Source organism: Pseudoalteromonas sp. XMcav1-K (genome assembly GCF_044005875.1).
Lineage (GTDB): Bacteria > Pseudomonadota > Gammaproteobacteria > Enterobacterales > Alteromonadaceae > Pseudoalteromonas > Pseudoalteromonas spongiae.
The window spans coordinates 114,413-136,563 of sequence record NZ_JBIPJE010000024.1 but is presented as its reverse complement, the minus strand read 5'-3'; the positions used below and the strand labels follow the sequence as shown (position 1 = coordinate 136,563).

Here is a 22,151-nt window from a genome sequence, read left to right as displayed (position 1 = left end):
GTGACCTATTTTGAATGCAGCGATAACGTAATTCCAAGTGCACTTTTGTTATTGCCTTTGCTTGAACTTTGTCAGCAGCAAGGTGTGGATACCAGTAAAGTGCTAAACGGCAGCAAGTTGGCTTATTACGACCTGTTAAAAAGCGACATAAACATTAGTTTTGATCAGCTAGCAGTCTGTTGTCACAATAGTTTGAATTTACTGCCGCATAACGATTTTAGCTTTCAAATTGGTCAACAGTTTTTTAATCATTACAATTCTGAGATAAAAACCGCAATTGTAAATGCGCGCAATCTAACGCACGTATTCAAGCTGCTCAGGTGCTTTAGTAGTGAGTTTTTTCCGGTATGTAAATTTAGCGAATTTAACAGCGAACAACAGCGGCATTTTGTTATTGATGTGGGAATTAAACATTGCACCGAGCGCGTTGAACGTTTCTTTTATGAAACGTTAATAAGTATTGTGTGCCACTTTATTGATTGGCGTTTTCCAGAAATTGATATCACTATACAATTGCCGTTTAAAGCGCCTAAACACCTTGAGTATTACCACACATTTATAAAACACCCTGTGATATTTGATAAGCCATTGCTGTTGATATCAATAAAGAGCGAACAGTCGAATGTACCGGCTAAAGACAGCAGCACTATTTTAAGGCGCCAAGCATTTTATAAGCTGACTAAAAAACAAAAATTAAACAGCCTACTTACCGTGCTGGCGCGCCACATTGCCTGTAAACCAAATACAACGTTAGAAACTGCCGCAGCCCATTTATCAATGAGTCCGGCAACATTAAAACGCAAATTACAGGCTCACAATACCAGCTTTAAGTACGAGAAAGATCAGGTACTTAAAAACGTGACCTTGTTTCACTTAATGCAAACGTCTGCATCAAATCAAACCATCTCCGAAAAACTGGCAATCAATGATTTAACCAATTTCCGTCGCCTGTTAAAGCGTTTAACGGGAAAAACGCCAAACCAGTTACGTTTGGCGAAATAAGCCTTTTAATTATCGAAAGCTAGGCATAATTGCTGGAAGACCCGGTAACAACCCGACCAATGCCATTACACCCGTAAGCACAACAAACATGATAAGTGGAATAATCCAGCGGTTCATTGACGTTAATTCTTTAGAGCGCTCTTTACAGCCAATCAGACCTAAGTTATCCAATAACATAGTTAAAGACCAACCAAATGCAGGGTTTACCAACGCAGATGAGAACACGACAATTGCTGCTGATTGTGTGGTTTTACCTTCGCGAGTCATTTCCATGCCTGCTTCTAGTAATGGAATAAACACACCCACAATAAGTGCAACACACAGCACAGGTTGCCATATAGCAAGATCCATTGGGTAGCCCCAAATACCAGCAATAATACAAAATAGCGCGGTTAACACGGCACCTGCTGGAATGGGACGCTTAGCGATAGCCGCAGGTACAATGTATGTGCCCCAAGACGACGTAAAGTTTGCACCGCCCATAATTGAACCGAATGTTTGGCGTGCCGACGCACTTAACATAGTGTCATCAATGTTCATTTGTACTTTTTCAGTGCGCTCTGGGTAGCTAATTTTTTGAAACACTTGGTGACCTAAGAAATCAGGAGACCACATAGCCACTGCAAGCACAGCAAACGGTAGCACTACAATAAAGCTCTCTAAGGTGGGTAAGCCTAACATCCAACCAGTGCTTTCACCCCACCAATACATAGGGTCCATATTTGGTAAACCTGGACCTGTTTTAAATTCAAACGGCGCGCCTAACACAAAGGCAAGGCCACCACCAAGTAAACAACTTAGTGGCACAGCAAGCCAGCGCTTCTTAAAATGTTCAAGTAACGCATAAAGTAAAATCGTGGTAAAAATAATAACAAACGCTATATGCGCCATATTTATGCTTTCAGCCCAGGCAAATAGCTTTTTAACCTGAGACGTTGTGCCGATAAAACCAAGATAAAGCAACAAGCCCCCACATACGCCCCGACTGGTCAATCCCGCCAGCACACTACCGCCCTTACTAATCGCAAGCAGCAAACCAAATGCGCCAATTAACAAACCAAACGCCATTGGGTGACCGCCAGCAGCGACGACAATTGGAATAAGCGGAATAAGCGGCCCATGGGTACCTGCAAGGTTAGCAGTAGGTAATAAAAAACCAGAAAACAGTAAAATAAATAGTGAGACCAGTAATAACTCGTAGCGCACGTTTTCAAGTATAAAGCTATCGCTTAACCCTAATGGGCCAGCAAACGTCGCTGCAATTGCCCCTACCATAACCACTTTGCCTATGGTGCCGGCCATTGCTGGAATGGTATCTTCTAATTCAAAACGATAATCACGAAACGGTAAATTAGGGCGCCAGCGTTTGGGCTGCATAATTTGTAATTCATGCTCTAAATATTCGTCGCGTGTGTTGAATTCAGAGCTTGGTTTGTGAAGCGATTCATAACTTGCACTATGCGTATCGCAATTGGTGTCTGTTGGTGTTGTCATTGCATCTCCTACTACAGATGAGATTTTTATTATGAAAACACCATAGCGGAGTCGTTGCGTAATGAAAGTTAGCCATAAGTCGAGTAGCTATTTGAAAAACGTCCTTTTTTCGCTTTAAATTTAATCAGTTATTATCGGGATTTGTATTTAGTATATTGAAATCAATCACTTAGTATATTTTTAATTTAAATTAGCGTAACAACATTAGCCTATAGCTATTAGTCTAATAAGGGGTTTAGGTCTAACGTGTCAGAAGGGGGTTTAGAGTTTTACCTGAGCCGATACGTTACTAATTGAAGCGTCAGGATTTAGAGACATGATATAAACGTAATTCAACCTCACAAATCTAAATGTTGTGCATTACCGCCTTTACATAAAAAAGACGGCAATACTGCTTAAAAGCACATGTTTATACAATTGTTTTTGCGATATTTGCTATTACATCAAGTGCATTATCAAGCTGTTCATCTGTTACATAAGGTGCTGGCCCTAGACGTAATTGGTTTCCACGGCTATCAGTCTGAATTCCCTGCTCCGCTAGCTTTTTCACCCAAGTAGCAGCCTCAGGTGTCGTCAATGACAAAAATCCTGCATTATTATCAATGCCATGCTCTGGCAAAGTCAGTACGCCTGCGGTTAACGCCATACTTTCAATGCCTTGCCAAAGGCGTGTTATTTGCTGTTTATTAATGTCAGCAAGTCGTTCTGCACTTAATTCTTGCGCATTAAAAAAATCAAATACAGCCGCAGCGCGGTAATGACTTGTTGGATCATATGTTGAACCGGCAAATGCACCTTGCCCTTTGCCATACCCGACTTTTCCAGGGGCTTGATCAAGGCTTTCAAATTCAGCAAACCAACCGGTAATAATTGGACTACCATTATACCCTTTTGGAATGCGCATAAAGCAGTTCCCTTCACCGGCTTGGCAATACTTATAACCACCACCAACAATAAACGCAGTTTCAAGTTGCCAGCTCGCTAAACTAAATGGAATGACATTAAGCGCGTGATACACATCCACTAAACACGGTATGTTTAACGCGTGTGCAGCAACCGTAACATCGCCAACTTGGTGGAAAATACGACTGGATGCAAAAAACACTGCAGAAACTAACACGGCATCTGTGTCTTTATCTAGTGCGTTGATTAAACGCTCTGCCAAGGTGTCTTGTGGTTGAGTATCAATCACCTTGACGTCAATATTGACGTCCTTTAGACGATCTAACTGGCGACGCATTGAATGAAATTCACCATTAGTGGTGACGATTTTTATCGGTGTTTGTTTTTTATGCTTAAAACAGCTTAAGTCAGATAAAAAACGTAAAATCAATTCATGGGTGGATTGGCCTAGCGCAATTTCACCGTGTGATTCTCCGAGTAACGTACGATAAAAGTCACGCACTTTATCGGCCTTTTCAAACGCTGCGCCCCATTTATCGTCGATATGCTTTGCCGCATCGTTAAAACAATCAAGTAACCCTTGTTTTGCTGCATTAGGCCACGCTTGATGCGAATGGCCAGACAAAAGAATACGATTGGTCACATCAAACTCAGAATAAAACCCTTGTAACTGGTGTGCAGTTGTCATCGTTTTTACTCCTGTTACAGTTTGGTTCTAAGTTCAAATAACTCAGGGAAAAAGCTAATATCCAACGCTTTTTTCAAAAACGCCACGCCTGATGATCCACCTGTACCCGACTTGTTCCCGATTATACGCTGTACTGTGTACATATGTTTAAAGCGCCATTGTTGAAAGCTGTCTTCAATATCAACTAGCTTTTCAGCAAGTTCGTAAAGCTCAAAATACTTGTCAGCGTCTTTATATACTTCGAGCCATGCATTTAGTACTGACTCATTTTTTTCATACGGTTGACTTTTATCACGCTGTAAATGGCTTTCATCAATTTCTAGCCCTTGTTTGGCAAGAATGGATAAAGTGACATCGTATAAGCTCGGCGCATTGAGAATAGTAGATAATTCTGTGTGCACTTGCTCATCACTCTCATGTACTTTTAATAAGCTGTGATTTTTGTTGCCAAGTAAAAACTCAAGCTTGCGGTAACCATACGATTGGAAACCTGACGAGTGACCAAGGGCATCGCGAAACTTTAAATAATCAACCGGTGTTAATGTTGATAAAATATTCCACGATTGAGTTAACTGATTAAAAATTTGTTTTACGCGAGAAATAACTTTAAACGCATGGCCAAAATCACCATTATTTAAATTGTCTATTGCGGCACTTAGTTCATGCCCTGCCAGCTTTAACCAAAGTTCACTCGATTGGTGAATCACAATAAACAGCATTTCATCATGCTGATTTGATAGTGGCTTTTGCGCGGTAAGGATTTGTGACAACTGAAGGTAATCACCATACGACATGTCGTCTTTAAAGTCGGTGTGAATGTCTTTTTCTAGTTCACGAAAGTTATGATGTGGGCACGACATAGCTAAGCTCCAAAAATTATTATTATGCGTTATACGGCGCTATTTTATACATGTGTTTGATTACGCCTAACATATGCGATGATATATAACCCAAAAGCATATCTTAGAGACGCACGTAATTAAAACATGTTGAATAAAATATGTCAGTGTTTGCCTAATACCGCGCTATTAAAATGTGTACTTTTTGCTTAACACCTGTGTAAAGCGCAGCAAAATCGCGCCTTTATTAACTAATCCGACCTATTAAATGCCAATTTTGCTAGACAAAACCCCCTTAAAGGACTAATATTCAAAGCGCTTAAAACATAGATCAATCCCTATTACTGCGTTGTTCCTTCGTTACTCCTTTTTAAAAGTTGTACCAGATGCTAGATGCGATATTAGCTGAAATATAAATTAAGCCCGACGGTGATAATCACCAAAATATACACTTTTAAAAAAGGTTAAAAACATGTCTAACAAAGTAGAAGGCGTTGTAAAATGGTTTGACGAGTCAAAAGGTTTTGGCTTTATTTCACAAAACGACGGCGGCAAAGACGTATTCGTACATTTCCGTGCAATCCAGTCAGAAGGTTTCAAAACTCTTGCTGAAGGTCAAGCGGTTTCTTTCGAAGTTGAAGACGGTCAAAAAGGTCTTCAAGCTGCGAACGTTGTAGTACTTTAATTAGTCACTACAAGAAAAAAGCGAGTTATTAACTCGCTTTTTTTTTGCCTGTTTTTTATATTCACTTAGCAGAATCCCGCCTATCCAATTCGTACTAGCCGTTATACCTAAACACATTAAATTAGTTGCTTTAGCAAAGCTCTGCTTGTTTATAAAAAGCCTCACGTACGCATTTAAACATTAAGTTTAACAAACACCTTTCAATCGGGTTCATCGCCGCAGTAATTAAGCGCTTGTTTATTAATTGCTAGCTAGTTTAATTTCGCTATAAAAGCCTATTATTGAACGCAAATAACTAAACAGAAATATCGTTAATCACCTGTTTTGCTAATGCTTTTAACTCATCTGGCTCTGGGTGTGTGTAACCATACGTACGCAAGCCATAAATACTCATCACCAACGAACGTGCCCTGCACTTTGCATCACGCTGGCCAACAATTTCACCGGCAAGAATGCCTTTTTCAATGATTGCTTCTAATCCTGCTTGCCAACGATGAAGTTGCTCTGTAACCAGCGTTTGCACGTCAGAATCTTGTTCCGCCAATTCATTAAGTGCTTTTTGTAATAAACACGACGCTTCAGGTTCGCAACTTAAACATTGCTCAACAATATGGTTAAGATACGCACTTAAACCTGCTAATGGCGATGGCGCTTTTTCAAAGAAGGCGTTAAAAAATGCAGTGCTGTCTTGGTTGTACTGACCAATTGCTGCAAGCAGTAACCCTTTTTTATTTTCAAAAGCGTAATAAATTGAACCTGGATGCAAGCCCGTTGCGGCCTTTAGATCTTGCATGCTGGTTTTATTGTATCCCTTATGCATAAACGCATTCATCGCAGATCGCAAAACCGTTTCGCGATCAAATTCAGCACTTCTCATAGCGGACCTCTTAATCAATAGTTTGCCAATATAACTTAATTTGAATATTTGTTCAAAAAAGCACTTGAATGAACATTCAAATAAAGCTAACTTGAATAAGCATTCAAATTAACGAGACATAAACACATGGCTAAATCACTTTTTGATGAAGTTGCGTTAAACGCTGAAATCACATTACAAAACCGCATTTTAATGGCGCCATTAACACGCTGTATGGCTGATGAAAACCTCGTACCTACAGAGCAAATGGCAACATATTACGCAAAGCGCGCACAGTCGGGCCTGATTATTTCAGAAGCGACTATTATTCGTGCCGACGGCCAAGGTTATCCAAATACACCGGGATTATTCACCGCGGAACAAATTCAAGGTTGGCAACGCGTTACAAAGGCAGTACATAACAACGGCGGCAAAATTTTTGCACAACTTTGGCACACAGGTCGTGTTGCTCACCCTCACTTTTTTAATGGCAACAGTGTATTAGCGCCAAGTGCGTTAAAAGTTGAAGGTACTGTGCCACGGATGCGTGAACTTGAATATATTGAGCCGACCCCTGTTACCGTTGCGCAAATTGAGCAATTAGTAAAAGACTATGCCCAAGCGGCAAGCAATGCCATAGATGCCGGTTTCGATGGTGTTGAAATTCACGGTGCAAATGGTTATTTAATCGACCAATTTTTGCATTACAACAGCAATCATCGTACTGATGAATTTGGTGGCTCGCCAGAAAACATGTCACGCTTTGCTCTGCTTGTGGTAGACGCTATTTCCGAGCGAATTGGCGCTAAACGTACAGCGCTTCGTATTTCACCAGGAGCTTATTTCAATCTTGAACCTCATGCAGAAGATCGCGCAGTATTTGACTATTTGCTCGATGCACTTTCAGAGCGCGAACTTGCTTATTTACACATTGGTATTTTTGACGATGAGCAACGCTTCGAGTACCTAGGTGGTCGCGTATCTGACTACGTGCGCGGAAATTACCCGCATACATTAGTGGGTAACGGTGGTTTTAGTGCGCAATCGGGTGAGTTGGCAATTAATCAGGGGCGTTTTGACTTGCTTGCCATCGGTCGTCCATTTATTGCCAACCCAAATTACGTTGAACGCATAAAAAATGGTGAAGAACTTACGCCATATAACGAAGAGATGTTACAGGAACTAGTTTAATTTATCTCACTAAAAAAGGGGCTAACCTAGCGCCTTTTTTTATCTTTTTAAAAGCGTATGAAATTAAATAAGTACTTGTCGGGTCAAGTAAGTAACGTAATAACTAGGACCCCAAATATGAAACGTTTTTTACTTTGCCTTGTGCTTATTGCTCCATTTTTACTAAGCGCAAAGCCAATTGCTGAGTCGAGTGATGAGGTTACCCCTTTATTGAACGGACAGGTTATCCCTGACGTTGACGTTACTCAAATAAACGGTAAAACCACATCACTAAAAGAGTATCTAAATGGCGATAAAGCGATTTTATTTTTCTATCGTGGAGGCTGGTGCCCGTTTTGTAATACCCAAATGGGGCAACTTAAAAAGATTGAGCCAAAACTAAAGCAACTTGGCTTTAAACTAATTGGCATTTCCACTGATGCACCGAAAGATCTAAGCAAAAGCGTCGAAACAATGTCACTGCAATACGATTTATTGTCTGACTACAACAGCGAGATCAGCAAAGCCTTTGGTATTGCATTTTTTACTGACGCCAAAACAACTCAACGCTATGTTAAACGCCTTAATTTAACCAACCCGCTAAAGCGTAACAAAGCCGGTGAACCTCGATTAGTATTACCTGTACCCGCTATTTACGTAATTGATGAAAAAGGATTAGTGCAGTTTAATTACGTAAACCCTAATTTTAAAGTTAGGTTACATGAGGATGTTTTACTTAAAGTGGCTGAAGTTTATAAGTAAGCAACCAGCCTTTAAATAGCGTGACTAAGCTGAATTCACGTTAAGCAATTTTAATTAGCTAAATACTCAGATTTAGTACTTAATAAGTTATTAGGTTAAAATGCAATTGTGCTTATCAATCGTAAGCTTATTAAAAACACCAAACATCTGAGTAAGTAAACATTACTTTTATGGTGTAATTTGTTATCTCGAGTTTTGGTTAACTATACTTATTGGCAAATTGAAATGACTTTCATCTTAAGGTTTGTGAATGGCAACACGCCAAGCATCACCACAAGAACAGGTATCCGATTTGCCAATATTACCGACAATATTGGTCGAATTGTTGAGCATTCCGCTTGATGATAAAGATTACTTCAATAAAATTGAAAAACTCGCAGAGCGCGATCCGCCCCTTGCCCTCAAAATAATTCAACTTAGCAACACCGCCAAACAAGCCGCTATTAAACCCATTCGCAGTATTAAAGATGCGATTGTACGCATGGGCACAAAAGAGGTATTTAACTTAATAAACTTAGTGGCACTGACCAAGGTATTTGTGCCCACCAGTCAATTTGAAAAACAATTGTGGCGTCAATCGCTAATCTCAGCTGAATTACTAAAAACCACCTATGACGTACTGTTACGCAGCGTGATCACCGCTGATATGGCTTACTTGGTTGGTTTATTACACGATATAGACATTACATTAAACCACAAACTGTATGCCAAGTACTTTGAATCGCTTGACGATTTAACTTGGCATTTACCAAAGCCCTATGAAAAGCACCGTATTGCCTATTTACAGCGTCAACATGCGTTTAATGGCGCGAAAATTTGTAAAACATGGCATATCCCAAGCCCTATTCCCGAGATTATTTATTTCCATCACCACGATAACCTGCCCGATAAATTTAAACAGTTTATGCCTTTGTTAGAGACAATTCGCCGAGTGCAGTTTTGCGATTTAACGACCCAAGTTTATTGCAAGCATCAGGCACTTGAGCTTGATGTATTAAATGAGTTAATCGCGAGCAATGAAATTCTACTTAGTTGGCAAAACCAGCACACTAACTTTGCGCAATTGCTAAACCAACTGCCAACAGCCATATCGCTTGCTGAAGAAAAGTACCGCTTACTGGCCATTTAACTGGCGCACCAAATTTAACGTTTGAAACTAACATAAGTTCAAGCGTTTACAGCTAAATATTTTGACCTACACTTTATAAAAATGGATCAGGCAGCCAAATATGAAATTAAAAACAGCCTTTATAAGCTCGCAAGTCGCTTTGTTAATCAGTTTTATCGTGGTGCTCATTTGTGGCGCCATAATCTATCAAAACGTCACTAATCACTACCGAATTACGAAATTACTGACCGACTTTAAACAAGTATTGTCTGACACCGTTAATTTACAACAAGAGTTCTCGCTTGATAAAGATGAGCAAATGATGGAATGGTCAAAAGAACAATTTGATGATTATTCTCAGCTGCATTTTGCGTTATTTAAACAAGTCGCAGACATTGAAATTGCAACGCGACTGCTTACGCAAATTCAAGAAGCAATGCGCGAGTTTGAACAAAATCTCAATAAGCAAATCGCCATTCAAAAACAGCTTGGTTTTAATGAAGACCAAGGTATTCGGAGCAGCTTTAGAAAATCCATTCATGCAGTTCAAGCCGTTAGCCAGCAAATTGACGATAAAACCCTTGAGATAATGATATTAGAATTAAGGCGCCGAGAAAAAGACTACCTATTGCGCTGGGATAAAAAGTACTTAGAACTGCATAAAAAAATGTTTGTGCAAGCAAAGGCTTACCTACAAACTCATAACAGCGAATTAAAAACCCAGTTAATTGATAATTTGAAAGACTATGATTACAACTTTACCCAATATACCGCACTCCTAGACACCATGGGCCAGTCGTCAACCCTAGGTGTTGCCGGTAAAAATAAAGTGCTGTCACAGGTTATCAATGAGCGTTTTACAAACCTATCGTTACTATTAAACGAGCGCGCAAAAGACGCCAGTAATCAAGTGTTGTTCATCACATTCAGCGTTACATTTGTATTTTTAACATTTAGCTTATTAAGCTCTTTTTTAATTAACCGACGCATTGGATATGGCTTGTTTGAGTTAAATGCATTTATCAGTTCAATTTGCCAATCCGATACCTTTTCAATGCGCAGTAATATACGCGGTGATGACGAAGTAACCGATCTGGCTAAAAATATTGATAACCTACTTGCCCATATTGAAGAGTTAATTAACCGCTTAAGTTTGGCGCAAAAGCGCTTAATTGAAGACGCGAAAATGGCAAGTCTTGGTACTATGGTAAAAGGCTTTGCCCATGAATTAAATACACCCCTTGGCATTGCTATTACCAGCGAGTCCCATTTACGCGGTCAAGTAGAACAACTAAAACACTCCTTTAACCAAGGCACATTGCAAAAAAACACCCTAGAGCAAATGATCTTGGATGCGGAAAATTGTTTAAGTTTGATGGAGTCAAATTTAAACCGTTCAGCTAATTTAATTAATAACTTTAAGCAAGTTGCGTCGCATCAAGAATACGACGAATTAGTCGAATTTAATGTCGAAACCTTTTTAAATAATCTGTTTGATAGCCTAAAACACGAACTTGATAAATACGATGTTAACGTTAGTGTCGAAGCGACAAATGGACTGGTTATTAAAAGCTATTTAGGTGCGTTTAATCAAATATTTACAATTCTAATTGTTAACAGTTTACGTCACGGCAGTGAGCCAAATAAAACCTTAAACATTAATATTGTGGCGAAAATGGTGGGGGCAACCCTGCATTTCCGTTACATGGATGACGGTGCAGGTGTAAAAGAATCATTGCTCGACAAAATTTTCGAACCCTTTGTGACAACAAAACGCGCCAAAGGCGGAACCGGTTTGGGGCTGAGTATTGTGTACAACTTGGTCACACAACGCCTTAAAGGTGAAATCGAATTTCAAAGTATCGAAGGTGAAGGCGTATGTATTTACCTGCATTTTGATGACGTTGATTACAATCTTAAATTTGATGAGTAATAAGCGTGTTGATTTAGTTTCATGGCAAGTATCGTTTTACCACCTTGCGAGAATACATAAACGGTTACTATTTTCGCTAAGGCATGCGCTGTAGAAATAGACAACAAAGGTCAACACGCTCTGTATTCTATGTTAATGTACATGCGTATAAAGTTAATTGAATTACATTATGGATCAAGTTGTTAGCCATTTCATAGGCTTGCTTAAAACAGGCAATATAAAAGAAATCACCTCGTTTTATTTAACGCAAACGCCTCAGAGTCAAGCACACATAATGCTGTTTTTAAACTTGCAGGCCAATAAAAGCGTAGAGTCGTTTGATTATTTTCAACGTTTAAGCGTCACACTAAACGGCGAACGCCCGATGCCTACTCCGTTAGTATCGCAACTTAAAAATAACCAAGCGTTATCGTTTTTTACGCCGTTATTGCAGAAAATGGCAAACTTTTCACTGCAAGATACAATGAAGCGCAATGTCTTACATTACCTATTTGTTGCCCGCGGTGAACACACAAACGTGCCCTTTACGTATGTTCGCTCACTCCTATTATTCGAAAGTAATGTGTTTTTACCAAAAGCACTGAGCCAACGTGAATCTAATGGATTAACGCCGCTGGAGTGTTACCTGCATTTAAACATTCAAGGTACAGTGTTACCAAATCATGAACTCACTGCATTTATTGCGCTGTGTGAAATAGAGCGTAGCCAAATCACCTTAAACAGCGACAACTTAAATTCTGCATTAAAGCGATTTAAAAAACAGCGTGCCGATTTTGACCTAACACCCGATTACATCGAACAAAAATGTTTATTGCTAGCCAGTTACTACGGTGTATCAGAGCAGCACATTACTACTTCGCTTAACTAGCTTGCGCTCTCAGCAATTAACGACACACCAAATAGAACAATAACAAAGGTTTACCGATACATGCTTTCATCACTAAAAACTAAGTTAACTACACTACTTTGCTTGAGCTTAACCATTTTAACGCTTGCTGCGCTTAATATAAACGCAGCCACAGCGTTTAACGCAACAAGCGCATGGCAAGAGGTTGAACACGTACTGACAAAACAATACGCCTATTTTGATAGGTTAAACAATGCAAATACAGTGTTGAACCAGTTTAAAAGTAAAGCGCTGAAAGCTAAAAACAAGGCTGAGTTTAATGACATTAGCCAGCAACTTATGCGTAACTTTTCCGACCCCCATTTAAACCTTGGTCCCTACGATAAAAATGATTTTAGTGTGTTTCCAACCGGCTCCGATATCCGTGCTATTTATAAAAACGGCCAATTTATTGTGCAAGATATCAAAGCTGGTTCAGCTGCAGATAAAAGCACTCTCACATTAGGCTCGACAATTATTAAAATGGATAACCAACCAATAAAGCTTCTAGTCGCCAGCTTATTTGGTCAAGGGTTTGAGGCCTTATCGCCGCAACAAATTGATTACGGGGTAAATGTTGTGCTTGGCGGCCTTCGTAAACAAACGCGAGCGATTACCTTTACAAGCAGCAAAGGGACTCAAAAAACCATTACGCTTGCCGCCAGTTATGATGCGATTAATGCACTCAACGATGGTCCGACATTAAGCTATCGTAATTTAGATGGCCTTGGCTATATCCGCTTTAATAACTCCCTTGGTAACAACCAAACTGTGGTCTCCTTTAAAAAAGCGATTAACGCACTTAAGCATACACGCGCACTGATTATTGATTTGCGTAATACGCCAAGTGGCGGCAATACAGGCGTTGCAGAGCCTATTCTGGGTCACTTTGTTAGCGAAAAAACACCGTATCAAACCTATCGCACGCAAACACCTAACATGGCATATCAAAACGCACCAATGCTAACAGCGTTTGTTACGCCAACTAAGCCGCACTATGCAAAGCCATTTATTGTGCTTGCTGGTCGTTGGACTGGCAGTATGGGTGAAGGTATGACTATTGGACTTGACGCCCTTGGCGCACAAACCGTGATTGGCGCCCCCATGGCCGATTTACTCGGCGGCATTAAAACAGTGACTTTAGAACAAAGCGATGCCTGGCTAGAATTACCATTTGAGCGTTTATACCATGTAAATGGCACCTTTAGAGAAGATTTTGAACCGCATATATTAGTAATCCCAACAGATAGAGATAATCAAGGTGGTGATCCTGCCCTAAATAAGGCGATTGAGTACTTACAACAATCTACCAGTATGTAACGGCTGAATATAAATAAAAAAGCCTGCATACAGTGCAGGCTTTGTTATTAAACCAACGGGAAATTTGTGCTCGATTAACGCTTAAAATCTAACGTTAATATTGGCAGAAACACTTCTACCTGGCTCTGAGTAACGTTTAATGCCGTCGTTAGCAACACCGCCTCTAAAACCGCCTGAACCTTCTGACACAAAACGAATACGCTGCCAGTTGTAATATTCTTCATCGAATAAGTTACGTGCCGCGATATTAATCACCATGTTATCTGTGATATCGAAATTAGCGATTAAATCAACTACGGTCGATGTATCACTCAGGAAATCAGTTGCTTGAACCTGCTCACCTTGTGCATTTGTGGTGTATGCATCGCTTGCCTTTTTCTCAGCTTGGTGACGAACTTGCGCCATAACACGCCATAGTGACTGTGAATCATAACCAACACTGACAACAGCCGAGTCTGGCGAAACAGTTAGCATTGGGTCGCCATTGTCATATTCACCTTCAGAATGGGTGTAAGCAGCGCGCAACTCTAAACCATTGTTAAAACGATAAAGCGCATCTAACTCAACACCTTGAACACTTGCTTCACCGATGTTTTCAGGTCGTTGATAGTCATCTGTAGTGACTTCCATTTGCTTGTAACAACCACATGATGGGTCGTACACGCGCTTGGTTGTTGGTGTCGTTAAATCGCGGGTGTAAGTAACATTATCAATAAAATCTGTGTACTCACTGTCAAATACCGACACTCTTACTCGGCCGTTATCATTTTGCCATTGATAACCGAGTTCCATATTAAACGCTGATTCAGGTTTTAAATCATAGTTTGGTACAAGTTGCCAATCATCAACCGTTGCACCGCGTGAGCCATAATAAACTTGCTCAACAGATGGCGCTCTAAAACCTGTGCCAAGGTCAACAATCACTGAGTGATTTGGTGTTATTTCGTAGTTTGCTGAAAGCTGCCAAGTAAATGCATTCATATCAACATCTTTAACAAGGCCTTGATCATTTGTGAAATACTGGTCGAACTCTGGCTGATAGCTGTAATCGTCATATCGCAATCCCGCAGCTAACGTTAACGCGTCTGTTAGAGTTACGCTATCACGTAAATACGCATTCCAAATCGCAACGTCTGTTTGAGGAATAAAGTTAGCATCTTTAATTGGATAATGAGTTGTGCCATCAGCAAGAGGGCGTCTTAATTGTTGATAACCTGAATCAGTTGTCAGCCCATTATAACGGTGATCCCACATATTATTCTCAAGTTCACGCGTTTCAAAGCTTGTACCGTAAACAATATCGTGGCGCATTTGCCCAGTAACTAGTTGCTTTGAAAAATCAAATGCAAGGGTCGAAGTCTGTTGTGTTAGTTCACGTTGTTCTTGACGTAAATACGCTTCTCCTAGCGCTAAGCATTGATAACTCGGTGAGTATTCAAGACACGCCGCGTAGTGCATATTAGTTACACCAGAGGTGAAAATATCTTGATAATCAAAACGTACCTCCAGCTCATCGAATGCTACGGTATCTAACGTTAAGTAATAAAATACACCGTAACGGGCACGATTTTGTTCATCATCTGAAAAACGGCGCTGAATACTGCTTGAAACGCGCGATAGGTTTTCTACTTGCGACAGGTTATCGTCATTTTCAACAACAAAGCCTAGTTCATGAACGTCGTTAAATTGATACTGAGTTTTAAATAACAGTGCGTCGCTGTTAAAATCGAGTGGATCTGGCTTTTCGCGCGATGCACCCGTTGTATCAGGGTTTCCAGAGTGGTTACTTGATTCACTGCCCTGGCGTTTTGTGTACATTAGTATTGTTTCTAGCCCACCAAACTTGTTAGCCACTGCAATTGTGCCTTGCGCTTGTTCATCGCGCTCATCATAACCAAACTTGAAATAACCACGGGTTTGATTTTCATCGCCGTCAAGTAAATCTGAGGCTCTCATGGTAGTAAACATCACAGCACCACCAAGCGAACCTGAACCACTGGTTACTGAGTTAGCACCTTTAACAATTTGAATGGCTTTCATATGCTCAATTTCAGTCGAGTTACGACTCGCTCGAAAATACTCATAAGGCGCAAATGAAGGGGGATCTAATGTTTCACCTTGGGTTAAGCCATCAACGGTAATCGCAATACGATCGCCTTCCATACCGCGAATATTAAAACCGTTATTACCAAAACGGCCCATACTTGCAACGTCTACACCTGGAATGTAGTCAGCGACATCATTAATATCTTGCATAAGATTTGACGAAACTGACACGCTGTCGAGTTCCGTTTGTGACTTAGATTCAACGCGCTTGTTGGCAGATAATTTTGTTTTTTCTAGTGTTGTGACCTGCGTATTTGCCAAGGCATATGGGCTTACGCCCGCGATTGAAACAACTGATGCAAATGAAATTGCGGTGCTTAGCTTAGATAGAGTAAAGCGCAAAAGAGTATCCTCACATTTAAAATTCATAGTCATCGCACTCAGGTCGTAATGATAATGATTCGCGTTTTTAATGCAAGGTAAATTATACTTTTTTTCGCAATACAGTTAACTGCGCTAAATCCAGTTCAGCAAAATCGATAACCAATTGATATGACTAAACTAACCCTAAAATGAAGTGTAGTGATTTGTCGTTAAAGCAAGATGGCACATAAAACTTAAGTAGCTTGAGCTAAACAGCATAAAAGTGAAGTAAGTATTTTGAGAAAGTAAGCGGCAAATCCGTATGCCGTTTTTATATAATTTACGCTAGAGCGTGTTGATCTGTATTGCCTATTTCTTCCATTCTTGAGTTTTACGGCGTAATCGTCAGGCTAAGTTGCCCTATTTCCCCTTTGCCATCTTTAGTTATTGTGGCTTGTTTCGTGAGATTAAATGGCAACTTTTGGTAACTGGTATCACCATGCTCTCGGCTAACTTCAATATGCAATATCAATTCATTTTCAGTGACAATTTGGCCAAAATCGTCCTCGCCAAACCAACTAATACTGTGTTGCCCCGGCTTTCGCGTTGCATGGGCAAGGTGTGGAAAAACACTATTTTCCTTGCGCCCTACTTTTCGCCACCAACGCCTGCTTTGCTGCCACCACCTTTCACTATCACCAAGAATAGCCATTTGTTTTATTGGATTCCCTTTTGTATCTGATAGCCATATCGCAACATAAGGTTTACGGTAATCAGCAATATCAAATTCAGGTAACGTGTAATCAAATGTCAGCTTTGCCTTGTGTTTTGATACATCGCGTTGTTGCCATGTTTTTGAATAAACAACGCGCCCGTCAGGCAAAAATAATACGCCTGCTACGTCATGCTTATTAAGCCAATCAATGGCATTTACACCATTCATTGTGGTTAACGCGGTTGCAATGGCATCGGCATTTGCAGTTGTTTTTGCAATTACCGCAGCACCGATAGGCTTTGTAATTGGCCAGCCATCGCGGGGGGCAAAAATATGGCTAAACGTATTGTGCTTAATTTGAAAATGACGAAACGCAAGGCCACTTGCTGCATATGCGTGATTTTCCAAATTAGTTAACATCACCTGCGTTGCGTTCTTAACATTTGGGTTTGTAAATGCGATTGGCCACGCGCCGTAATGACGACCATCGCCGCCAATATCAATTTTAAAGCGGCTTTCACTATAACGGGCAACAAGTAAGTCATACACTTTATCTATGATAAACCCTTTCGCGATACCATTAACATCAAGCGTTAGTTCCTCATCAAGGGTGATGTGCGACCCATTAATTAAGATTGTTTTATCGCGTAACGAACGGGCCTCGCGTCTTACCTCAATGCGCGATGGCATAGTTTGTGTTTGTTCAGCCTGTTGCCAAATTGGTAAAATACTGCCTAGTCGACAACTAAAGTGGTTAGCAGTACTTACTTGCCATTGCTGACATAACTTGAGTACGTCGATAAGCTCAACAGGTGCATTTTTTAGTTGTTTCTCACGATTTAAAATCGAAAGGGAACTACTTTTGTTATAGCGCGATAAAATCATATCCAAGCGTGTTAACTCTTGTTTAACTAGCTCAAACGCTTGGTCTTGCTCAGTCGCTGTGACACCCTCTATAGTAAACTGAACAGATGTGCCTAAATAGGCCGTTGTGGCGTACTGTTTTGCCACTGCGTTAAATCCGCACACAAGTGCTGCGATTAAAACCACAAAACGCATCATTTACCTTTTTTAAATTTAAAGGGGGATTACTCCCCCCCCTGAATGTTTGGAATTTTTGACCCGCAACCGTTACAGTTTGCTGTCTTGTTTTTTGGCATCGCGGTTAGCTACTTGTGTGTTAGCCTTTTCATCAAACTCAACTTTGCCGTCTTTGTTTTTGTCATAACGTACAAAACTGCGCACACCTGACAATTGAAATTCCTCAAATGTCATACCATTGCTGTCTACATCAAGGATTGCAAAGCGTTTATCGGTACGTGCTACGCGTTTTTCACGGGCTTTTGCAATTTGCGTATCGAGTCGGTTTTCAAATTCTGCTAAATATTCGTCAAATACCAGTTGGCCGTCACCGTTTTCATCTGTTCTTGCGAACATTTCTTCACGCACTGCCATGTACTCTTGCCAAGACACACTACCATTGCCGTTAGCGTCGTAAATCGCAACCATGCCCTTTTTATTATGAGTTGTTGGCATTTTTACAACACGTTTCGCACTGGCTATTTTGCGCTCGCGTTGTTGTTTTTTAATTTCTTCTTCGCTTTTTTGCTCAGTTTTTTTACGCGGTTTATATTCAGGTTTCGGATCTTCATCGGTGATCATGCCGTTTTTATCCGTATCAAAAAAATCAAAACCGCGCTTTGCAACATCCATGTATTCGTCTTTCGACATTATGTCGTCGTCGTTTTTATCCATTGCGTTAAAGCGCATTTTTGTTTGCTTAACGCTTTGCTTTCGCTCTTGTGCAATTTTTTTATCGAGACGATTTTCGTATTCGTTACGATATTCATCTAAGTTCACTAGGCCGTCTTTATTTTCATCGGCAAGGTCAAAGCGTGTTTTTCGTGCTTTAAAAAACTCTTCAATCGTTACTTGTTGGTTGTTATCTGTATCCCAAGTATCAATCCAGCTATAGCTAAAATGGGATTTTTCTGCTGCTACAACTGAAAAACTATTAATTGCTGCAACCACAGCAATGGCCGATAAGGTTTTAATTGGACCTTTCATTTTCAACCTCTTTTATAATTGAGAAAGTGTTTGGGATAATGCATTATGATTGTTTTTTAAACGCGCAATTAATGGCGCTTTGTTAAATCGACTAAAATCATCAATATGCCAGGTATTGGGCGATGGCGTTTTCTTAACTTTATCGACTAATAAGTAATTTAGACCTAGGGCTTGTGCGTCTTGCAGGGTCGCTAAATCTGTCGCAAAGCCATTAACAAACGGCGCCTGTTTCGCATTTGCCACCATAAATGCGACGTCGTGCTTAATTAACAGCTCATTACTCGCGCGATTAATGCTGCGAATTTGCGACGATAGCGCTTGTTGATTGGCATTAAACATCACAGAGAATTGTGGCCAAAGGCTCACTAAATCACGCTTCAAAATGCCTAACATAAGCAGTAAGTTGTTATTATTAAGCCAAAAATACTCTTGTTGGTTTAGTAACACGACTTTCTCGCCCTTTGGCAACAGAGCCTCAGCAATATCAATTTCAACCACACGAATATTGCTTTGGCGCACACTGGCGTATAAATCAAATTGTGGCTTTACTGAGCGCATTGATACATACGCATCAAACTGGTCAAATTTGCGCGTTTTGTTTTTCTCAATCCAGCTTGGGATGCGACTTACAGGTAAACGCTTTGGCGGTAAATAAGTCACTTGAATAGGCGTATTTTCAACCATTGCTGTCACTAAGCTATGGCTTATTGGACTCACAGTGACAATTTTCAAAGGCTTACTTGCGTTTGCCTCTGACGCATCTACAGCCAAAGGCATTATGGTTAACAACATGGCTAATATAAGATTACGCACGGGTGCTTACTCCTTTTACGCTGTGCACGCTAATGGCAAACACAAACCAACAACAGGCGGTTAAAATAATTGCGGGCCCAGTTGTAACAGCCCATTGCATATACATAGGTAGCAACACACCAATTAATGCACTGGTTGTTGCAATCATTACTGACCATAGCAACATGCTGCGTAAGTTATGGGCTAATAATCGCGCACTTGCCGCAGGAATAAGCAACAATGCACCAACTAAAATTGCACCGATAATTTTCACGGCAGCGACTGTCATCAGGGCAATAAGCACAACAAAGCCATAATCATGCAGCTTTGTGTTAATGCGCTGGCTCTTTGCAATTTCAGGCGCTATTGCCGTTAAGAATGCTTGATTTGAAAAACGCCATGCAAGCACCGCAATAATGACAAACATCACTACTAAAATAAGTAAGTCTTGTTCGTTTGCGGTAAGTACCGAACCAAATAACACTTGCTCTACTAAATGGGCATTTACTTGTTGTGCAACCAGCATTAAAAGCGCCGCCCCCATTGCCAAAGCAAACGCCAGAAACACACCAATTAGTGCGTCATAAGGCACGGTCGTGCGCCCTCGCACCCACTGCAACGACAATGCAAACAACAATGAAAACGCAAATAAACTGATCCAAGGTGCGGTGATTGGTTCGCCAAGTAGAATACCGATTGATACGCCTGTGAGTGCTGAATGGCCAACTGCTTCTGATAAAAAGGCTAAACGTTTTACCACTACTAAAGTGCCTAATGCTCCCAACAAAGGGCCAATTAGCAAAGACGCTAAAAAGGCATTAACCAAAAAACCATAGCTGAACATTTCTGGCAACAGGCCAATATTCACTAGACTTGAAAAGAATGTATGTACTAGGTCCAACATAATGTTCCTACGCTGATGTTGCTAACTCAAATGGTGCGACATTCGGCTTTAAGCGGCCAAATACGTGTTCAATTGGACCATAGTCAACCAGTTGCCCATCAATTACCGCAACAAACTGACAATACTGCTCCACTACGTGCCAGTGGTGTTCAACCATAATCACACTGCCGCCCGCTTGGTGAAATTCTGATAACACATTAAGAATTAGTGCATGGCCTTGTTTGTCTACACCAGCAAGTGGTTCATCTAACACCAGAATATCCGGTTGATTAATAAGCGCGGCGCAAAGTAAAACGCGTTGTCTTTCGCCAGCCGATAATGTACCAAGGCGTTTGTTAGTAAAGGTTTCAATTTGCAAACGCGTCATAGCATTTCGTATTGCTTGCTTTTGCTTATGCCGAAACCAAACTGGGCGGGTATCGCATACCATTGTGAGGTAATCGCTTACAGTTATCGGTAAAGAGGGCTCAATAACCGCAATTTGTGGTAAATAACCAATACGCCGCGCACTTTGCTCAGGCCAATCTAAGGCGATTTGTCCGCGGTGCGGCACTTGCCCCATGAGGGCTTTAATCAATGTTGACTTACCACCGCCATTTGGCCCAACCACGCCTAGCCAAATTCCCGCAGGTACCGACAAGTTAACGTCACTTAACAGCAGGTTGTTGTTAATGCTGACACTTAAGTCACTAACACATACGATAGGAGCATGAATTGTCATAGCGTGTTACCTGATTTTGATGCAGCAAATGTCAACGCTTTGGCGAGCATAGTTAGGTTGTGCTTCATTTCCCGTTCAACCAAATCTTGGCTGTACTGACCATGGGTCATATGCGAAAAGTGATACACTTTAATGCCGGTCGCTTTTTCAATTACATCAACATAGCTGTTTGCCATATTCAGTTCTGTAAACAGCACGTCTATGTCGGCTTTTTTAATTTCATTAATCGTTTGTTGTAGCTGCGACGCACTTGGTGAGACCCCGTGCGCGGGCTCAACAACCGCTGAAACGGTTAAGCCAAACTCTTGCAATAAATAACCATATGCGTTGTGGGTGCTCGCGATACGCACATTCGATAAATCGTGATTGATTAAAATATCTTGCACTGGTTTCTTTAACGCTCGCAATTTTTTGGCATATAAAAAAGCGTTTTTACTAAAATACTTAGCGTGCTCAGGTGCCAATTGACCAAGAGATTTTGCAATGGCATAAACTTGGCGAATTGCCGCATCGATAGAAACAAAGGTATGAGGATTCACCTTATGGTTTTTGCGCAGCAGCGGCACTTGGTCGTTCGCTTTTATCAGTGTAACGCCTTGCGGTTTTATGCGATTAAAACCATCGAGTGCAAAATCATCATGACCAATACCATTAACGACCAGCGCGTCCATGTTTTTTAAACGGCCAATATCGGCAGGGCTTAAACTGTAATTGTGTGGATTAAATCCCGTTTCAATTAGCGGAATTACCTCACCTTGGTTACCCACAATATTTGCCACATAGGCATAATAAGGGTGTAAGGTCGTACCGACATGCAGCTTACCGTGCTGTGCATATGCGTTCGATAACGTGATGCAAAACGCCATCACACTAAACATAATTTTATAAAACAAGCGA

Annotated in this window: 19 protein-coding genes; 8 read left to right on the top strand and 11 right to left on the bottom strand. The window is 40.7% G+C overall.

Translation table 11 applies throughout. From position 1 onward, the window contains the following. Entirely contained in the window at window positions 1-1,002 is a 1,002-nt protein-coding gene (locus tag ACHSBP_RS02860) for a helix-turn-helix domain-containing protein (protein ID WP_395388120.1), read from the top strand. A gap of 9 nt (window positions 1,003-1,011) precedes the next feature. On the opposite strand, the gene ACHSBP_RS02855 is transcribed toward ACHSBP_RS02860, so the two are convergent. The 3 genes from ACHSBP_RS02855 to kynA form a co-directional block, all read right to left on the bottom strand. Next, window positions 1,012-2,496, bottom strand: coding sequence for a DUF3360 family protein (locus ACHSBP_RS02855; RefSeq protein ID WP_010559279.1), 1,485 nt, complete (start codon window positions 2,494-2,496; stop codon window positions 1,012-1,014). Window positions 2,497-2,905: 409 nt separating this feature from the next. Continuing rightward, a complete protein-coding gene (locus ACHSBP_RS02850; RefSeq protein ID WP_010559280.1) occupies window positions 2,906-4,087 on the bottom strand; it encodes a kynureninase in 1,182 nt (393 codons plus the stop codon). Between the two features lie 14 nt (window positions 4,088-4,101). After that, window positions 4,102-4,947 (bottom strand): tryptophan 2,3-dioxygenase, encoded by an 846-nt coding sequence (kynA, locus tag ACHSBP_RS02845; protein WP_010559281.1) that lies wholly within the window; start codon window positions 4,945-4,947, stop codon window positions 4,102-4,104. Window positions 4,948-5,398: 451 nt separating this feature from the next. On the opposite strand from kynA, the gene ACHSBP_RS02840 reads away from it, so the two are divergent. After that, the gene (locus ACHSBP_RS02840) at window positions 5,399-5,611 is read left to right on the top strand and encodes a cold-shock protein (RefSeq protein ID WP_010559282.1); all 213 of its coding nucleotides are present in this window, start codon (window positions 5,399-5,401) and stop codon (window positions 5,609-5,611) included. 295 nt (window positions 5,612-5,906) lie between these two features. Here ACHSBP_RS02840 and ACHSBP_RS02835 read toward each other — a convergent pair whose 3' ends face one another. Beyond that, on the bottom strand, window positions 5,907-6,488 hold the full coding sequence (locus tag ACHSBP_RS02835; protein ID WP_395388117.1) for a TetR/AcrR family transcriptional regulator: 582 nt from the start codon (window positions 6,486-6,488) through the stop codon (window positions 5,907-5,909). 126 nt (window positions 6,489-6,614) lie between these two features. Here ACHSBP_RS02835 and ACHSBP_RS02830 point away from each other — a divergent pair, with 126 nt between their 5' ends. The 6 genes from ACHSBP_RS02830 (at window position 6,615) to ACHSBP_RS02805 (ending at window position 13,646) form a co-directional block, all read left to right on the top strand. After that, a complete protein-coding gene (locus ACHSBP_RS02830; protein WP_395388116.1) occupies window positions 6,615-7,658 on the top strand; it encodes an alkene reductase in 1,044 nt (347 codons plus the stop codon). A gap of 117 nt (window positions 7,659-7,775) precedes the next feature. After that, window positions 7,776-8,399, top strand: a complete 624-nt coding sequence (locus tag ACHSBP_RS02825; protein WP_395388115.1) for a peroxiredoxin-like family protein — start codon at window positions 7,776-7,778, stop codon at window positions 8,397-8,399. 250 nt (window positions 8,400-8,649) lie between these two features. Then, window positions 8,650-9,528, top strand: coding sequence for an HDOD domain-containing protein (locus ACHSBP_RS02820; RefSeq protein WP_395388114.1), 879 nt, complete (start codon window positions 8,650-8,652; stop codon window positions 9,526-9,528). 100 nt (window positions 9,529-9,628) lie between these two features. Next, on the top strand, window positions 9,629-11,440 hold the full coding sequence (locus tag ACHSBP_RS02815; protein ID WP_395388113.1) for an ATP-binding protein: 1,812 nt from the start codon (window positions 9,629-9,631) through the stop codon (window positions 11,438-11,440). Between the two features lie 169 nt (window positions 11,441-11,609). Then, the gene (locus ACHSBP_RS02810; RefSeq protein ID WP_105171833.1) at window positions 11,610-12,308 is read left to right on the top strand and encodes a hypothetical protein; all 699 of its coding nucleotides are present in this window, start codon (window positions 11,610-11,612) and stop codon (window positions 12,306-12,308) included. A 60-nt stretch (window positions 12,309-12,368) separates the two neighbouring features. Beyond that, window positions 12,369-13,646, top strand: a complete 1,278-nt coding sequence (locus ACHSBP_RS02805; protein WP_395388112.1) for a S41 family peptidase — start codon at window positions 12,369-12,371, stop codon at window positions 13,644-13,646. Window positions 13,647-13,727: 81 nt separating this feature from the next. On the opposite strand, the gene ACHSBP_RS02800 is transcribed toward ACHSBP_RS02805, so the two are convergent. The 7 genes from ACHSBP_RS02800 to ACHSBP_RS02770 form a co-directional block, all read right to left on the bottom strand. Continuing rightward, a complete protein-coding gene (locus tag ACHSBP_RS02800) occupies window positions 13,728-16,094 on the bottom strand; it encodes a TonB-dependent hemoglobin/transferrin/lactoferrin family receptor (protein WP_395388111.1) in 2,367 nt (788 codons plus the stop codon). Window positions 16,095-16,446: 352 nt separating this feature from the next. Beyond that, the gene (locus tag ACHSBP_RS02795) at window positions 16,447-17,829 is read right to left on the bottom strand and encodes a DUF2271 domain-containing protein (RefSeq protein WP_395388110.1); all 1,383 of its coding nucleotides are present in this window, start codon (window positions 17,827-17,829) and stop codon (window positions 16,447-16,449) included. A gap of 72 nt (window positions 17,830-17,901) precedes the next feature. Next, a complete protein-coding gene (locus ACHSBP_RS02790; RefSeq protein WP_138633358.1) occupies window positions 17,902-18,837 on the bottom strand; it encodes an EF-hand domain-containing protein in 936 nt (311 codons plus the stop codon). Between the two features lie 12 nt (window positions 18,838-18,849). Next, window positions 18,850-19,650, bottom strand: a complete 801-nt coding sequence (locus ACHSBP_RS02785) for a hypothetical protein (protein WP_395388109.1) — start codon at window positions 19,648-19,650, stop codon at window positions 18,850-18,852. After that, window positions 19,643-20,533: a metal ABC transporter permease gene (locus tag ACHSBP_RS02780; protein WP_395388108.1), complete on the bottom strand. Its 891-nt coding sequence runs from the start codon at window positions 20,531-20,533 to the stop codon at window positions 19,643-19,645. The genes ACHSBP_RS02785 and ACHSBP_RS02780 overlap by 8 nt, the downstream gene beginning before the upstream one ends. Before the next feature lie 7 nt (window positions 20,534-20,540). Continuing rightward, entirely contained in the window at window positions 20,541-21,254 is a 714-nt protein-coding gene (locus tag ACHSBP_RS02775) for a metal ABC transporter ATP-binding protein (RefSeq protein WP_395388107.1), read from the bottom strand. Continuing rightward, window positions 21,251-22,147, bottom strand: a complete 897-nt coding sequence (locus ACHSBP_RS02770) for a metal ABC transporter solute-binding protein, Zn/Mn family (RefSeq protein WP_010559296.1) — start codon at window positions 22,145-22,147, stop codon at window positions 21,251-21,253. Before ACHSBP_RS02770 ends, ACHSBP_RS02775 begins: the two co-directional genes overlap by 4 nt. Window positions 22,148-22,151 lie beyond the last annotated feature (4 nt).